Source organism: Crystallibacter permensis, assembly GCF_025960875.1.
GTDB lineage: Bacteria > Actinomycetota > Actinomycetes > Actinomycetales > Micrococcaceae > Crystallibacter > Crystallibacter permensis.
The window spans coordinates 186,499-202,460 of record NZ_JAODLR010000006.1 but is presented as its reverse complement, the minus strand read 5'-3'; the positions used below and the strand labels follow the sequence as shown (position 1 = coordinate 202,460).

Genomic DNA, 15,962 nt, shown 5'->3' with positions numbered 1-15,962 from the left:
TTCCCACAAGGCAGAATGGAAGGAAAGCGGAACCTCCTGGGCTGCTCATTCGTGGTTTAGATGGAGGGGCCTCATGCATAGGCATGGATCCGCCGTCAAGCACAACGCACGCTGACAATGAGGTAAAGAGTGACATTCGGACAAGACCGGCCCCGTGATGACCGGCCAACCGCGCCCACCCAATTAACACGGAAACGCTCCCCGCTTATACCCACCCTCATTGTGGTGGCCGTGCTGGTGGTCGGGTTCGTCTTCTTCTCGCAGATCTATGCGGACATCCTTTGGTACAACCAGCTTGGCTATCTGGAAGTATTCCTGAAGGAAAACGGCACGAAAATCGCCGTCTTCCTGATCGCATTCCTGATCATGGCTGCTGCGGTGTACCTGAGCCTGCGCCTCGCCTACCGGGCACGTCCGGTCTATGCACCGGACAGTGCTCTGCAGGACAACCTCAACCGGTACCAGGAGCAGCTCGAGCCCGTACGCAAGCTGCTAATGATCGGTATTCCGATTGTGCTCGGTGGTTTCGCCGGTACAGCGGCGGCCTCCGCCTGGCAGACCGTGCTGCTGTTCTTCAACCAGGTTTCCTTTGGGCAAACTGATCCCCAGTTCAACCTGGACTACAGCTTCTACACCAATACGCTGCCCTTCCTGGGATTCCTGACGGGGTTCCTGGTCAGCGTGGTGCTGATCGCAGGCATCGCCGGTCTCCTGACCCATTACCTCTACGGCGGGATCCGGCTGGAGGAGAAGGGCTTTTTCGCTTCCAACGCTGCCCGTATCCACGTAGCCGTCTTCGCCGGCCTCTTCCTGCTCCTGCAGGGTGTGAATTACTGGCTGGACCGCTACAGCACCCTGCAGTCGGATTCCGGCAAATGGACCGGCGCGCTCTACACGGATGTCAATGCCGTCATCCCGACCAAGGCGATTCTGGCCGTGGCCGCCATCATTGTGGCCATCCTGTTCATCGTCGCCGTGTTCTCGGGCCGCTGGCGCCTGCCGATCATCGGTACCGCCATGTTGATCATTACTGCTATTCTGGCCGGCGGCGTCTACCCATGGGTCATCCAGCGCTTCCAGGTCGAGCCGTCCGAACTGAGCCGCGAAGCGGAGTTCATCGAGCACAACATTGCCTTGACGCGTCAGGCCTATGGACTCGACGAGGTCCAGACCACAACCTACAACGCTACCGTTGAGGCCGAAGCTGGCGCCCTGCGTCAGGATGCCGAAACGACGGCGAACATCCGCCTCCTTGATCCCAATCTGGTCTCGGATGCCTTTAGCCAGTTGCAGCAGTTCCGGCAGTACTACCAGTTCCCGGAAATCCTGAACGTGGACCGCTACGAGATCGACGGCGAGATCCAGGACACCGTCATTGCGGTGCGTGAGTTGAACACCGCGGGCGTGCCCGCAGGCTGGGTCAACGAGCACGTCCTCTACACCCACGGCTACGGCGTCGTCGCCGCCGCCGGTTCCAGCGTCGAGCCCGATGGCAAGCCGACCTTTATCCAGTCCGGCATCCCGACCACGGGTGTGCTGGGTAATGAAGAGGACTATGAACCACGGATCTACTTCGGCGAGGAGTCTCCCGAGTACTCCGTCGTTGGCGCACCCGAAGGCGACAGCCCGATCGAGATCGACCGTCCGCAGAGCGAGGAGTCCGAGACGGAGTCCCGGAACACCTTCGAAGGCGAAGGCGGGCCCAGCGTGGGCAACGCCTTCAACCGTCTCGTCTACGCGCTGAAATTCCAGTCCACAGACCTGATGCTCTCGGATCAGGTGAATTCCGAATCACAGATTCTTTACGACCGGGATCCGCGGGAACGGGTGGAGAAAGTTGCACCGTACCTGACGGTGGATGGAAATGTTTATCCCGCCGTCATTGATGGCCGGGTCAAATGGATCGTTGACGGCTACACCACCAGTAAGCACTTCCCGTACTCGACTCCGCAGCAGCTCCAGTCCGCAACGGCAGATTCTTCGACCGCAGGCGGACAAAGCGTGGCTCTGCCGCCCGAAGAGGTCAATTACATCCGCAACGCTGTCAAGGCCACCGTCGATGCCTACGACGGTTCGGTGGACCTGTACGCCTGGGATGATCAGGATCCCATTCTCAAGGCCTGGCAGAAGGTGTTCCCGACGACGCTCAAGCCGTTCAGCGAAATGTCAGCCGGGCTGATGGACCACGTGCGCTACCCGGAGGACCTCTTCAAGGTCCAGCGTGAACTCCTGGCCCGTTACCATGTGACGGATGTTGATAAGTTCTACACCAACAGCGACGCCTGGGCAGTGCCTACCGATCCGACGCTGGGCGCGAATTCCGACGTCAAGCAGCCTCCGTTCTACCTGTCCCTGAAGATGCCCGAGCAGGAAAGCGCTGCGTTCTCATTGACCACGCCGTTCATTCCGTTCGTTCCTGCCGGTGAGGAAGCGCGAAACGTGCTCTACGGCTTCCTGGCTGCCGAGGGTGATGCCGGAACCGGCGAGGACGGCGTCAAGAGCGAGGAATACGGCACGCTGAGGCTGCTTGATATTCCACGATCATTGTCGGTTCCCGCACCAGGCCAGGCACAGAACCTGTTCAACTCGGACACCGCGGTGTCGACTGAGCTGAACCTGTTGCAGCAGGGTGCTACCGAAGTGCTCAAGGGCAACCTGCTCAGCCTGCCTGTCGGCGGCGGCATGCTGTACGTCCAGCCTGTGTACGTCCAGTCCTCGGGCAGCTCGGCTTACCCGACGCTCCGCCGCGTACTCGTCAGCTTCGGCGAAGTTGTCGGCTTCGCTCCCACCTTGGACGAAGCCCTTGACCAGGTCTTCGGCGGCGACTCCGGTGCGACGACCGGCGACGCCGGGAACGTCGGCGAGACACCGGACGATCCGGCTGCCCCGCCGGCGGAAGGTGGCGGCGGCAACGGGGAGGCCAATCTGCGGGCGGCACTCGAAGCGGCGAATGCCGCGATCCGCGAGGGCGAGGCGGCTCTGGCAGAAGGCGACTTCGCGGCTTATGGTGCAGCCCAGGAGAAGCTGAACCGGGCACTGCAGGATGCGCTCGAAGCTGAAGGCATTGTGTCGGGTGAGGCTCCCGCCGAGGGTGGCGAAGAGGCTCCGGCGGAAACGCCGGCCCCGGCACCCGAAGGCTGACCCAGCCGATTTGCGTAGCAACCCCGCGGCCGGTAGAGTAAAGACCGCGCCGCGGGGTGGAGCAGTTCGGTAGCTCGCTGGGCTCATAACCCAGAGGTCAGAGGTTCAAATCCTCTCCCCGCAACAAAGAAAAGGTCCCGACCGGAGACATCCGGTCGGGACCTTTTAGATTAAGACTTAAGAGTGGTTCCGAAGACAGCGGGAAGAAGCCCCTACGGGGCTGTGGCGACATCCTTCACCACAGCCCCGCATAGGACGGCCGTCTTAAGGGCCGTCCTATGCTGCTACTGGCCGGATTCGATTGAGGCGGAGCTTGAGCCGGACTTCAATGCGGCCAGGCGGGCTTCGATCTCGGTTTGCTCGCCCAGATCCTCCAGGCTCTCAAACTGTGAATCCAGGCTCGACGATGCCAGTTCCTGAGCGCCGCGGACCCGCGCTTCTTCCCGACGGACCTTTTCCTCGAACCGTCCCACTTCGCTGGTCGGATCCATGATGTCGATGCTCTTGAGCGCGTCATGCACCTGGGTCTGGGCCTCAGCCGTACGGGCGCGCGCCACGAGTTCATTGCGCTTGTTTTGGAGCTCGGTCAGCTTGCCCTTCATCTGGTTGAGTCCGGTCTTGAGCTTTTCGACAACCTCATTCTGGGAGGCAATGGTGGGCTCGACACCCTTGGCCTCATTCTCGGCAGAGATCTGGCGCTGGATGGCGACCTTGGCGAGGTTGTCGAACTTTTCCGCATCGGCGGGATTGCCCGCGGCGCGGTACTCGTCGGCTTTGCGGCTGGCAGCCAAGGCCTTGTTGCCCCAGCTGCGCGCGTTTTCCATGTCTTCGTTGTGATCGTCCTGAAGCATGCGCAGGTTGCCAATGGTCTGGGCGACGGCGCTCTCGGCTTCGGCAATGTTGTTCGAGTAGTCGCGGACCATCTGGTCCAGCATCTTCTGGGGGTCTTCGGCCTGGTCCAGAACTGCGTTGATGTTGGCCTTTGCCAGCTGTGCGATACGGCCAAAGATTGACTGCTTAACCACTGTGATACCTTTCGTCCTGCTATCTGATTCTTGACTACAGCCCTTGTGCTGCCCGGTTTCTTATCCAGTTAGAAGTTGCCGCCGGCACCTCCGCCGTCGCCGAAACCGCCACCGCCGAAGCCGCCGAAGCCGCCGCCGCCGAAGATGTCCCCACCACCGCCACCGCCGCCGAAGCCGCCTCCGTGGCCGCCGTGGCCGCCGTGCAGGATGGAGTCGATCAGGATTCCGCCAAGGATGGCGCCACCGAGGCCGCCACCGCGGCCACCGAACATGCCGCCGCCGCCGAAGCCGCCCATACCGCCCATGCCGCCAAAACCGTCTACATCCTGCTGTGCCATCTGGCTGGCCTGCTGCGCGAGGGCATTAGCCTGCTGGGCATAGTTGAGGGCCTGTTCGGGATCCGATTCGGTGATCTGCAGAGCGTAGGCAAGGTTGCGTTCGGCTTCAGCCAGCCGGGTCCTGGCTTCACTGCCGACGCCGCCGCGGCGGGCCTGGATGTAGTCCGAGGTTCCTGAGATCTGCGCCTGTGCCGACATGATGGTGTGCTGCAGCGAGTCGCGTGCCCTGCGGCCGCGTTCCTGGGCATCGCGGATGCCGGTCAGCGAGCGGTCCAATGAATTCGCCGCGTCGAGGCGCTGGACGATGCTGATCGGATCGATCCGGCCGCCGGCGATGTCGCGCTGGATGCCTTCCAAGGCCGTTTCGACTTCGGCGACCGGCCCTGCAAGCTCCGGATGTTGTCCGTTGGCGATGAGGGCACGGGCATGGGCAAGATCCTGGGCCGTATCCGAAATTGCGCTTTCCATGGCCGATCTCGCGGCGTCCAGGTCCTTGGACGTTTTGCCGATCGCATCGAGGAGGACATTAGCTTGGTAGACGCTTTCTTCGGCCGCCCGGACGGCGACAACCGCGGCGCTGCGGTCTCCGGCGTCGAGCTTCTCCTGCGCGGTGGCTGCAGCATTGTCCACAAAATCAAGCCGTTCCTGCGCCTGATCGATGTTGTCGCGGATCTGCTCAAGAGCGGAGTCCGCGTACCGTTCGCGGAGCCGGTCAAGGTCGGCACGGCCCGCATCCAACCTTTCACGGGCCGCCTCGGCACCTTTACGGGCGCTGGCCAAGGCTCCGGGAGCGTTCTTTTCCAGTTCCCGCAGCGCGTCGAAATCTTCCTTGTGTTCCTGGAGCGATGCGCTGACCGCTTCGCAGCGACGGATGATGTCGCCAAGCCACGCCCGCTGCTGTTCCTCGGTATCCGGAATGTGGTCATCGAGCTGCTGCTGGAGCTTGAAGGACTCCATCATGTGCGCTTTGGCCGCGGTGATGTCCTCGTGGAACGGCTTGACAGCTGCCTCGCCATACTGGGCCATGGCAAAGCCGACTTCCTGCTCGCTGGACCTGATGGCGTCATCGGCGGCAATCAGCAGGCTGCCGGCCTTCTTGCGCAGATCCTCGACGCTCATCGCGTCATGCGGATCAATCGGTTTGCCATCCGGTCCACGCTGAATCTGTGGTTCTCCGCGGCCGGAACCCTTGCGCCGCTTGGATTTCACATACAAATAGGTGGCGACTCCGCCCGCTGCGACGACACCGCCCATCAAGAGCACCGGCGCCAGCGAACCGCCGCCGGAGGAAGAACCGACGTCTCCGCTGCCACCGGAGGCCACGTCGGCGATGGCCTCTGCCGCCAGCACGCCTGCTTCCGCCCATTCGTTCTGGGCGAGCGCGGGGCTCAGCGATTGGAAGATCTGCTGGTCACTGGCTGCAACAGGACTTCCTTCCGCAGACTGGAAGTGGGCATCACGTGATTCCACCGCAACGACGAGCATGCTGTCCGAACTTCCCAGCCCTTTTTGCTCTGCGGTCTCCAGCAGCCAGGCGCTCGCATCGGAAGGATTCTCGAATTCGTCGACGTAGATGACGTACAAGCCCAGGCCTTCTTCTTGGCGCAGGTTGCTGATGGCATCCTCCACTTCGGCCTGTTCGGCACCAAGGACGCCTGCCTTGTCAATCACAAACTCGCCGGGCGGGATCTCCACCGGTGGTTCGGCGTTGGCCGCGGCCGGAGCCATGAAGACCGCCGAGAGCCCAACAGCGGCCCCCAAGCGAGTGAGCAGTGATCGCATGTAGAACCCTTCAGTATCGTCCGGAGGCCCGGTTGATATCGTGGCGGATACCGGAGCGCACCGTTGATCCGCCCCGTTTTTGATTCTATGGGGCGGTAGTGGGAGCGTCCACCCGAATCTACTGTGTCGGGAGCGGGTACGCCGGAAGCGCAATGTCTCGTTCGGACCCATTCCGGCATGCCAGCCGGAGCGGAACCCATGCTGCACCGGGCATTCGGCGTATTCCCAGTTTTCTTCCAGCGAATATCGGCCCGGGTCCCAGATAGAGAAGGCATAGTGGTAACAGTCCAAGGAAAGGGAAACTATGACTGAGCACAACCAGGATCCGGAAGCCACCTTCCGGCCCCAGGTCCCGCCGCAGCCGGCGAAGCCACCGACTGCAGCGGACGCCAACGCTGATTACCGCACCCCAGCTGGCGAATCGGATAGGGGCGAGCCAGCAGGTTCTGAGCAGAATCCGCGTACTCAGTCGCTTCCTCAGTCATCGCAGCCGACCGAGCCGCTTACGGGCTGGCACCGGCCGGATGGTTCGGACCATAGCCAGTCGGGGACATTCGGCGAAACCACCGACGAGGACTCCGCCAGCCAGACGCGGCACGGCGCGGCTTCACCGCCAACGGGATACAGCGATGCCAGCCCCTACGGCCAGCAGAACCCCTATGGGCAGCAGCAGTACGGCGGGCACAATCCCTACGGCCAGCAAAGTGCGTACGGCCATTCCGGCAGCTACGGCCAGTCCGACGCATCATCGAAGGCCGGCTACGGGCAGCACGGCTCCACCCCTTACTACGCATCGGCTGCGTCTACGGGCACCCAGACACCCAAGCGAGCCGCCGGGAAGCGGTTCGGAAGCGGCACGCTGGTAGCCGGCATGCTCCTAGCCGGGCTGGCAGGCGGCGGAGTCGCGGTGGGAGCGCAGTCGCTGGCGGGTGACGTCCCGCCGTCGTCCGTTGTTTCCGGTTCAGCGGAGCAGTTGATCGTCAACAACACCGACTCGGTCAATGAAATCACTGCTGCCGCGGCCAAGGCATCCCCGAGCGTCGTGACGATTTCCGTCGCCTCGGGAAATTCGGGCGGTTCCGGTTCGGGCATCATCCTCGATAAGGAAGGCCACATCCTCACCAACACGCACGTAGTCACTTTGGGCGGGCAGGCTGCGGACGCGAACGTGGAGGTCCGCACCAGCGACGGCAAAGTCCACCGGGCCAGCATCGTGGGAACGGACCCGCTGTCCGATCTGGCCGTGATCAAGATTGAAGCGCAGGGTCTGACGCCTGCTTCCTTCGCCGACTCAAGCGAGCTCAATGTCGGGGACACCGCCATCGCCATCGGGGCTCCCCTCGGCCTGAGCGGGACGGTGACGGACGGCATCATCTCGACGCTGAGCCGGACCATCAGCGTGTCTTCTTCGGAAGTGCCCGAGGAAGAGGAAACACCCAATCCCGGCGACCAGTGGAACTTCCAGTTCCCCGAAGATTCCGGCAACCAGCCCTCAGGCAAGGGCAGCATCTACCTCAATGTCATCCAGACTGACGCCGCCATCAACCATGGCAATTCGGGCGGCGCCCTCGTCAACACCAACGGGGAAGTCATCGGCGTAAACGTTGCCATCGCATCCGCCAGCCAGGACAGCGGGAGCATCGGTGTCGGTTTCGCCATCCCGAGCAGCTATGCAGAGCGGATCGCCCAGGATCTGATTGCCGACGGCAAAGCAACGCACGGTTATCTAGGCGTCACCGTCACGGCCAAGGCTGCGGAGGCTTCACGCGGGGGCACACAGTTCTCCGTCGGGGCTGAGGTCGCCGGCGTCAGCGGGGGATCACCTGCCGACAAGGCCGGAATGCGCGAAGGAGACGTCATCACGGGGGTTGGGGAACGTGTCATCGAGGATAGCCTCTCACTGACGGCGGCCATCCGTGAGCAGCCCGTGGGTGACACCGTTACCCTGAAGGTACTGCGCGGCGGCGAGGAGCAGAGCATCGACGTAACAGTGGGCGAGAATCCGGAAAACTGAATCTCCCTGAAGTAAAGAACCAGACCGGTCGCGGAACCTCCAGTGGGCTCCGCGGCCGGTTCTTTTTTACGTCGCTTCCGGGCCTGCACAGCCCGTGGCACGACTCCCTGGACGCCGCCGGTATGGTTAGCTAAGTTGTACCGGCAGAGCACTGCGCGACCGCAGGCAGCCGCGGAAATCCGCAAGCGGAAGGGTTGAGGAAACACATGCCAGCTTTGTCCACGGAAGCCGAGGGGTCAGTCACCGCACCTGAGCGGGTCCTGGTCTTCGCGGCCCATCCTGACGACCTGGATTTCGGCGCCGCCGGAACCATTGCACGCTGGACCGCCGCCGGCACGCAGGTGAGCTACTGCATCATGACCGACGGCGATGCCGGCGGATTCGACGAGGCGCACCGGCCGGAAATCGTGGCGATGCGCGCGGCCGAACAGGCCGAAGCAGCGCGGATCTGCGGCGTGTCGGACCTGCATTTCCTTCACCAGCGCGACGGTTTTCTGGAACCGAGCTACAAGGTTGTCGGCATGGTGGTGGAACTCATGCGGAAAATCCGTCCGGACATTGTGCTGGCCATGCACCCGGAACGGGCCTGGGACCGGATCCAGAAGAGCCATCCGGACCATCTCGCCTGCGGTGAGGCAGTTACCCGTGCGGTCTATCCTGCGGTAGAAAATCCGTTTGCCTATCCGGAACTTGCCGAAGCCGGCCTGCCTGCCTACAAGGTGCCGTATCTCTGGTTCTTCGGCGGACCGGCCGAGCGGGAAAACCATTTCGTCGACATCACCGAGTTTGTCGATACCAAAGTGCAAGCCATCCGGATCCATGCGAGCCAGCACCCGGACGTAGAACGGATGGATGCCAGGGTCCGTTCGATGCTGCGCACCAACGCGCGCCGCGGCGGCCTGGAGGAAGGCCGCAGTGCCGAGGCGTTCCACGTTGTCGGCATCAATACCCCGGCCACCATTGCCGGTTTCTAGGATTCCGAGGGACCCTTTGCCGGGCAAGGCGCGGCGAAGGGCCCCTCGTGGAGCTACTGGTCCAGCGGGGCGGACAGGGTGAACGGCGGCGTTGGCGACTGCGCGCCGCCGCGGGCCTCGAGGGTCAAGGCAATCTCACTGAAACCGATCACATTTTCGATGATGACGGGTTCCTCGCCGGAGACGTTTTCGCTGCTGAGCGCCCCCACAGACTGCGGTGCGGAACCGTTCGCGGGGATTTTCCAGAGCTGGTAAATCTGGCCGTCGCCGGCAGCAGACAGGCTCCGGAACGTCAGGACGGCGGCGTTCCTGTCGGTGGACACTGCGACGTCGGCACTGGCGCCGTCGTCGCCTTCCACGGTGGCGGTAACTACATCCGACGCATCGAGGACATCCTGCTCGGCCGAGCGGCCCAGAGTCTGTACGGCGGCGATAGCCCCGATAATCAAAACAACGACGGCGACGGCTACGAGGATCCACTTGGTCGCGGCCGGCATCGGCCTGCGCGCCGGAATATCGTCTTCCGCCGTCAGCTGGTCTGCGTGCAGCACCGACGGGTCCTCGGAAGCGCCGGTATCCGGGGCGTTCTGCTCGGGTTCGTAGTCAGGCTCGTAATCCGGAGTAGATGAAGAGGCCTTGTCGTCTCGGGGCAGTGGCGTTTCCATAATTCCTTAGCATAGTGCCGCGGCCTGCAGAAGGGCGGCGGGGTGAATGGGGATGACGTCTTAGAGCTGTGCGCCGGCGAAACCATGCTGCCGCCAGGCCTCATAAATGGCGATGGACGCCGAGTTGGCGAGATTCAACGAGCGCAGCGTCGGCCGCATGGGCAGTCGCAGGCGGGCAGTGACGTGGGGATCGTGCTTGACGTCCTCGGGCAGCCCCACCGATTCGGGGCCGAAAAGCAGCACGTCGCCGGGAGCGTACGCGATGTCCGTGTAGGCCTGTTCGCCGTCGGACGTAAAAGCGTAGACACGCTGGGGCTGCAGATCGTCCCAGGCGGCCTGCAGCGACTTGTGTACGTGGACCACCGCCAGATCGTGGTAATCCAGTCCGGCGCGGCGGAGCTTGGCGTCGTCGAAGGAGAAGCCGAGCGGTTCCACCAGATGCAGTTCGGCGCCGGTTATTGCGGCCAGACGGATGGCGTTTCCCGTGTTGCCCGGGATTTCAGGGGTGTAGAAGAGAATGCGGAACACGCTCTCCATCCTATGCACGCCGCGGCGCGAAGGGTTATTTGTGCATGCCGGAGAGCAGGCGTCCCAGCGAGGGGACATGCACGGTATTGGGAGCGGGTCCGCTGCCCAGGAACTTTTTCAGCTCGCGGATCAGCCGTGCTGCGTTCACCACATGGACCGGAGCATGCGAGTGGGGATCATAGCCCCGCGCATAGTCGACCACAGGCTCGTGCAGGTTCCCGTCCGGCGAATGGATGACTGTCCAGCCCTGCACATTCAGTTCCGGAAAGAGATCCTGCATGCGCCGGACCGCGGGCGCCAGCTGGGGCGGTTCGACAACGCGGCCGTCCTTGCGCAGGGTGTAGCCATCCCACCGGAAGATCCCTTTGGGCAGCAGCATGGAATCAATCAGGGCCAGCCGGTAGCCGGCAAGCAGGGCATGGTCGATGAAACCGCGGTCGGCGGGGGAGTGGAGGCCGTTGACCAGGCGGGCAGAGGGCATCTCGGGCAGGATCTGCTGGGACAGCAGCCGGACCGTCCGGGCTTCCCGCTGCAGCCGTGATGCCGCGCCGAAGACGCCGCGTTTCCGGGGCGCCCCGTGGATCTGCTGGCCCGCCAGCGACAGCGGCACCAGGCTTGACGCCTCGGCCGAGTCATAAGGCGGAACATAGACGGCGGCGTCTGCAGCGGCCGCGCGCCGTTCGCCGGGACGGCGATGAGGAGCGGTGGTGAAATTGGAGCCGGCGGCAAAGGCCTCGGCGCTGTCCGCGGGTGCATTGGGAACCGGCGCCGTCCCATAGGACCTGTCGTACCGCGCTCGGGCCTGGGGATTGCTGAGCACTTCATAGGCGAGCGTCACCTGCCGGAACGCTGTCGGGTCGCCGCCGTGGTCCGGGTGGGTGGCACGCGCGGCCCGGCGGTATGCCGCTTTGATCTGCTGTGCGGTGGCATTGGCAGGCAGCCCCAAAGTCTCATAGTGGGATGGGGGAGTCACCTGCCGCCTTCCTGTAGTCCGTCGAAATCGCGCTGTCCGAACGCAAGTCTAGCGCTGCCGGCTCCTGTTGCTCTGTCGGGATTTCAACGAACCGGAGGCGGACCGGGTTCCGGGTGCCGTTGGCTTCTCCGGCAGCGCCTCACCGCTGGGAAGCCGGAGCAACGGAGAGGTAGCGCAGCAGCAGCATCGAGTCCGACTCGAGGATATGGGCAAGCCTCATGGCCTGCGGTGCATGTTCTGCCACATGGTCCGCCACCCGTTTGCCGGTCCCGCCGGCCAGGATGGGGCTCATGGTCAGGCACAGTTCGTCGACCAGTCCGGCGGCTTCAAAGGAGCCCAGAAGAGTGGGCCCGCCCTCGCTGTGGATCTGGGTCAGTCCCCTGGAGGTCAGGATCTCGACGATTCTGACCGGTTCCACCCGCTGGTCCCCGGCGTCGACGACATCCGCAACCTCCTCCAGCGCCCGCCGGCGGCCGGCATCAGCTCTGGCCGTGGTGAGCAGCAGCGGACGGACCGGTGCCTGGACAAACAGTTCGCTCTCCGGGTCCAGATTCAGCGAACCGGAAACGACGGCGAACGCAGGGCGGGCCGGCATGCCGTGTTCTATCCGCCACTGCCGGCTCTCGGCCGAGAGCAGTTCTCCGCCGTATCCCTCGGCGCGGATGGTGCCGGCTCCGATGACGATGACGTCGGCAAGCCTGCGCAGGAGCGAGAAAACGTGCTGGTCCACCTCGTTGCCCAGCGCACCGGACCTGCCCTCGTAGGTGGCGGCACCGTCGAGGCTGGAGACAAAATTGAAGCGCACCCAAGGTCCGTTGTGCGGCAGTTCGCCGTACCACTGCAGCAATTGCTCGTCGGTGGCGCCAGCGGCGGCCTCCGGGAAGATCCGGTTAATCGCGGCAAGCGGTGCGGCAGTCCGGGTGACTGAGCCTTCAGTCATAGATTCTTCCCTTCCGTCACGGCTGCGCCGGTTCGTTGAACTCGCCCATGTTGTGTTTCAGATATACCGGTTCGCGCCAGCCGAGCGCGGCTTCGGTAAAGCGCACGGCCGAGTTGGCTTCGGCGGTATTATGCATCCGGACGATTCTGGCCCCGTTCATAATGCACATGACTGCGGCAGCAAGGGATCCGGACAGGCGGTCCTTCTTGGGCTGGTCCAGCGTCTCGCCGATGAAGTCCTTGTTCGAAACGGCGGCCAGCGCAGGGAAACCGAGAGCGGCTATTTCCTGGAAACGGCGGGTGATTTCCAGCGAGTGCAGGGTGTTCTTGTTCAGGTCATGGCCCGGGTCGATGACGATCTTCTCGGGCGCGATGCCCAGCTCCACGGCCAAATCCACTTTGCGCCGCAGGAAGTCCGCAATTTCGACGACGACGTCGTTGTATCGGGGACGCGGATAGACGGTCCGCGGCGCCGCCAGCGAATGCGTGATGACCAGGTGGGCGCCGCTCGCGGCCACGACGGCGGCGAGGTCTTTGTTCTGCAGCCCGGTGGTGTCATTGATGACGTTGGCGCCGGCCTTGATGCTGGCTTCTGCGACCTCGGGCAGGAAAGTGTCGGCCGAAATGATGACGTTGGACCGCGCGCGGACGGCCTCGATGACCGGCACGATCCGTTCTGCCTCTTCGACGGCGCTCAAAGCCGGCCCCGGTGAAAACGGAACACCGCCGATGTCAACCCAGTCGGCGCCGTCGTTGACTGCCTGCAGGCACGCGTCCACCGCCGCTTCCAGCGCAAACGTCCGCCCGCCGTCGAAAAAGGAATCGGGCGTGCGGTTGATGATGGCCATCAGCGCTACCTGGTTGTCGAAATCGATCTTCCGGTCGCCGAAGGTGTGGACCGGATGGTCGAGGGTCGGCAGGTAGATGCCGGGTAGCGCAGTTTCCGTCACAGGCTCTTCAACTCCTTTGCAGTGTTGGATAGGTCCACCGCTTCAACGGGGCGGCCGGAGCGGATCAGTTCCTGGATGTCGTCCTGCACATCCCAGACATTTACATTCATACCAGCCACCACGCGCCCTTCCCGCAACCAGAACGCTATGAACTCCATGGCGTCCAGGTCCCCGCGGATGACCGGTTCGGCCGTGGCCCATGGGAAGTAGCCGGAATACTCCATGCCGATATCGAACTGGTCCGTGTAGAAGTAGGGAATGTCATCGTTGACCGCATCCTGGCCCAGCATCACCCGCGCCGCCGTTTTGCCCTGGGCGATCGCGTTGGCCCAGTGTTCGCTGCGCAACGGGCGGCCAAGAGCCGGATGGTAGGCGTTGGCGACATCCCCGGCAGCGAACACGTCCGCTGCGGAAGTGCGCAGGCTCTGGTCCGTATCGATACCGTTGGTCACGGCCAGCCCGGCCGCCTTGGCCAGGGCGGTGTTCGGGACGGCGCCGATGGCAACGAGCACCAGGTCAGCGGGCAGGCGTTCGCCGCCCTCGAGGACCACTTCCTCGACCGTGCCTTCCCCGCCGGTGAACTCCAGCGGCGTCATGCCGGTACGGATAATAACGCCTTCCCGCCGGTGCCGGTCCGCGAACTGGTTGCCGATGAGAGTGCCCAGTGCATGGCCCAGCGGCACGTCCTCGGGGCCGACGAGCGTTACGTCATTGCCCAGCTGCCGGGCCGTGGCGCCGACCTCCATGCCGATCCAGCCGAGTCCGATGACCACGAGTTTCTTGCCGCCTCCGGCCAGCGCGGAGTGCAGCGCGCTGCTCTCTTCGAGGGAGCGCAGGTAATGGATGCCGTCCAGGTCCGCGCCGGGGATGTCCAGCCGGCGGGATGAAGCGCCGGTAGCCAGCAGCAACTGTCCGTAACCGAGTTTCGTGCCGTCTGCCAGGGTCACGGAGTGGCCCGCCGGATCGAGGGACTCCACTGATGTCTGCTGCCGCAGATCAACCTTGTTCTCCGCATACCAGCCGGGGTCCTTGACCAGGGCAGCGGACGCGTCCTCGCTCCCGGCCAGATAGGCCTTGGACAGCGGCGGGCGGATGTACGGTTCGTGGGGTTCGGCGCCGACCAGGATGATATCGCCGGTGAAGCCTTCACTGCGCAGGGTCTCGGCGGCGGTGGCGCCGGCCAGGCCCGCACCCGCAATAACGATTGATGTGGTCCCCATGATGGCGCTCCTTGACTGCGTGGTGTGCGGTGCTGGTTCCGGATTGCAATTGCTCTAAAACGGGTATTTATGACTTTAGAAAGGGCGTTGATGGAAGTCAATGGAGGTGATTTTCGTGAACTCTTCGTGCGACCGGTAGAATTCTGGTGTGCCCGTGTACCTAGACCACGCGGCGACCACGCCCATTTCGGCGCAGGCCCTGGCCGCACTCACCACTGAACTCAGCCGCAGCGGCAATCCTTCCTCGCTGCACGGCTCCGGCCGCCGTGCCCGCAGGGTGGTCGAAGATGCGCGCGAATCCCTGGCCGCGGCCGCCGGCGCGCACCCGAGCGAGATCATCTTCACCTCCGGCGGCACCGAAGCGGACAACCTCGCCGTCAAGGGGCTCTACTGGGCCCGGCACGACGCTGATCCCAGCCGCCGGAAGATCATTTGCTCTCCGGTGGAGCACCCCGCCGTGCTGGACACCGTTGAATGGCTGGCCGCGCATGAGGGCGCGGAAATCGTCTGGCTGCCCGTCGACGAATTCGGTGTCGTTTCGCTTCCGGCCCTGCAGGCTGAGCTCGACGCCGATGCCTCCTCCGTGGCGCTGGTTGCGGTCATGTGGGCCAACAACGAGGTGGGCTCGGTCCAGCCCATCGCCGGGATTGTCGCGGCGGCACACGCCCACGGGGTCCCGGTCCATTCCGACGCCGTCCAGGCGTTTGGCTCCCTGCCGGTGTCGTTCAAAGAGTCCGGGCTGGACACGATGGCCATCAGTGGACACAAGATCGGCGGACCGGTGGGTGTTGGCGCACTGCTGGTCGGGCGCAGCGTCAAGCTGACGCCGGTCCAGCACGGCGGCGGGCAGGAACGGGACATCCGCTCCGGCACCTTGGACACCCCCGCCATCGCTGCCTTTTCCGCGGCGGCGGAGGCCGCCGTCGGGAATCTCGCCGAGGAAAGCGAACGTTTGGCGAGGCTGCGCGAGCAGCTGATTGCCGGCGTCGTAAGTGCGGTTCCCGAGGCGGTGCTGCGCGGCACGCCGGATCCTCAGCTGGCGGGAAAACGGCTGCCGGGCAATGCGCATTTCACCTTCCCCGGCTGCGAAGGCGACTCCCTGCTGTTCCTGCTGGACCTGGCCGGGGTTGAGTCCTCGACCGGCTCCGCCTGCACCGCCGGCGTGCCCCGGCCCTCGCACGTGCTGCTGGCCATGGGGCTCGGCGAAGACGAAGCGCGCGGCGCACAGCGGTTCAGCCTCGGGCATACATCGACCGCCGAAGACGTTGATGCATTGTTGAAGGTGCTGCCGGACGCCTACGCACGGGCCAGGAAAGCCGGCATGGCCGGGCACATGTCAAGCATTGTCACGGCCGGCACCGAGCGCTGGCAATAGCAACGCCGCCGGGGCGCCTTCGAACCCGCCGGGGCCTG

12 protein-coding genes and 1 tRNA gene are annotated in these 15,962 nt (G+C 64.1%); 5 read left to right on the top strand and 8 right to left on the bottom strand.

Going from position 1 to position 15,962, the window contains the following annotated elements; genetic code table 11:
* The first annotated feature begins 129 nt into the window (after window positions 1-129).
* Together B0G38_RS09700 and B0G38_RS09695 are read left to right on the top strand one after the other, a co-directional pair.
* Window positions 130-3,141, top strand: a complete 3,012-nt coding sequence (locus tag B0G38_RS09700; RefSeq protein ID WP_413542051.1) for a UPF0182 family membrane protein — start codon at window positions 130-132, stop codon at window positions 3,139-3,141.
* A gap of 50 nt (window positions 3,142-3,191) precedes the next feature.
* A tRNA-Met gene (locus tag B0G38_RS09695) sits at window positions 3,192-3,265 on the top strand.
* A gap of 160 nt (window positions 3,266-3,425) precedes the next feature.
* Here B0G38_RS09695 and B0G38_RS09690 read toward each other — a convergent pair.
* Both B0G38_RS09690 and B0G38_RS09685 read right to left on the bottom strand, forming a co-directional pair.
* On the bottom strand, window positions 3,426-4,166 hold the full coding sequence (locus tag B0G38_RS09690) for a PspA/IM30 family protein (RefSeq protein ID WP_169993996.1): 741 nt from the start codon (window positions 4,164-4,166) through the stop codon (window positions 3,426-3,428).
* A gap of 68 nt (window positions 4,167-4,234) precedes the next feature.
* Window positions 4,235-6,286, bottom strand: a complete 2,052-nt coding sequence (locus tag B0G38_RS09685) for a TPM domain-containing protein (protein WP_264669245.1) — start codon at window positions 6,284-6,286, stop codon at window positions 4,235-4,237.
* A gap of 304 nt (window positions 6,287-6,590) precedes the next feature.
* Here B0G38_RS09685 and B0G38_RS09680 point away from each other — a divergent pair, with 304 nt between their 5' ends.
* Window positions 6,591-8,300 carry a S1C family serine protease gene (locus B0G38_RS09680; protein ID WP_264669244.1) on the top strand — a complete coding sequence of 570 codons (1,710 nt, stop codon included), beginning with the start codon at window positions 6,591-6,593 and terminating at the stop codon, window positions 8,298-8,300.
* A gap of 206 nt (window positions 8,301-8,506) precedes the next feature.
* Window positions 8,507-9,274, top strand: a complete 768-nt coding sequence (locus tag B0G38_RS09675; RefSeq protein WP_264669243.1) for a PIG-L deacetylase family protein — start codon at window positions 8,507-8,509, stop codon at window positions 9,272-9,274.
* A 53-nt stretch (window positions 9,275-9,327) separates the two neighbouring features.
* Here the strand turns inward: B0G38_RS09675 and B0G38_RS09670 are convergent, their stop codons facing one another.
* From B0G38_RS09670 to B0G38_RS09645, 6 genes are all read right to left on the bottom strand, one after another.
* Window positions 9,328-9,939: an anti-sigma factor gene (locus tag B0G38_RS09670; protein WP_169994006.1), complete on the bottom strand. Its 612-nt coding sequence runs from the start codon at window positions 9,937-9,939 to the stop codon at window positions 9,328-9,330.
* Between the two features lie 60 nt (window positions 9,940-9,999).
* On the bottom strand, window positions 10,000-10,467 hold the full coding sequence (locus tag B0G38_RS09665; RefSeq protein WP_264669242.1) for a tRNA (cytidine(34)-2'-O)-methyltransferase: 468 nt from the start codon (window positions 10,465-10,467) through the stop codon (window positions 10,000-10,002).
* A gap of 34 nt (window positions 10,468-10,501) precedes the next feature.
* Window positions 10,502-11,440: a J domain-containing protein gene (locus B0G38_RS09660; RefSeq protein WP_264669241.1), complete on the bottom strand. Its 939-nt coding sequence runs from the start codon at window positions 11,438-11,440 to the stop codon at window positions 10,502-10,504.
* 139 nt (window positions 11,441-11,579) lie between these two features.
* Window positions 11,580-12,380, bottom strand: coding sequence for a pyrimidine reductase family protein (locus tag B0G38_RS09655; protein ID WP_264669240.1), 801 nt, complete (start codon window positions 12,378-12,380; stop codon window positions 11,580-11,582).
* A 16-nt stretch (window positions 12,381-12,396) separates the two neighbouring features.
* Window positions 12,397-13,329 carry a dihydropteroate synthase gene (folP, locus tag B0G38_RS09650; protein ID WP_264669239.1) on the bottom strand — a complete coding sequence of 311 codons (933 nt, stop codon included), beginning with the start codon at window positions 13,327-13,329 and terminating at the stop codon, window positions 12,397-12,399.
* Window positions 13,326-14,549 carry an NAD(P)/FAD-dependent oxidoreductase gene (locus tag B0G38_RS09645; protein ID WP_264669238.1) on the bottom strand — a complete coding sequence of 408 codons (1,224 nt, stop codon included), beginning with the start codon at window positions 14,547-14,549 and terminating at the stop codon, window positions 13,326-13,328. The genes folP and B0G38_RS09645 overlap by 4 nt, the downstream gene beginning before the upstream one ends.
* Window positions 14,550-14,697: 148 nt before the next feature.
* On the opposite strand from B0G38_RS09645, the gene B0G38_RS09640 reads away from it, so the two are divergent.
* Window positions 14,698-15,924 carry a cysteine desulfurase family protein gene (locus B0G38_RS09640; protein ID WP_264669237.1) on the top strand — a complete coding sequence of 409 codons (1,227 nt, stop codon included), beginning with the start codon at window positions 14,698-14,700 and terminating at the stop codon, window positions 15,922-15,924.
* The last annotated feature ends 38 nt before the right edge of the window (window positions 15,925-15,962 follow it).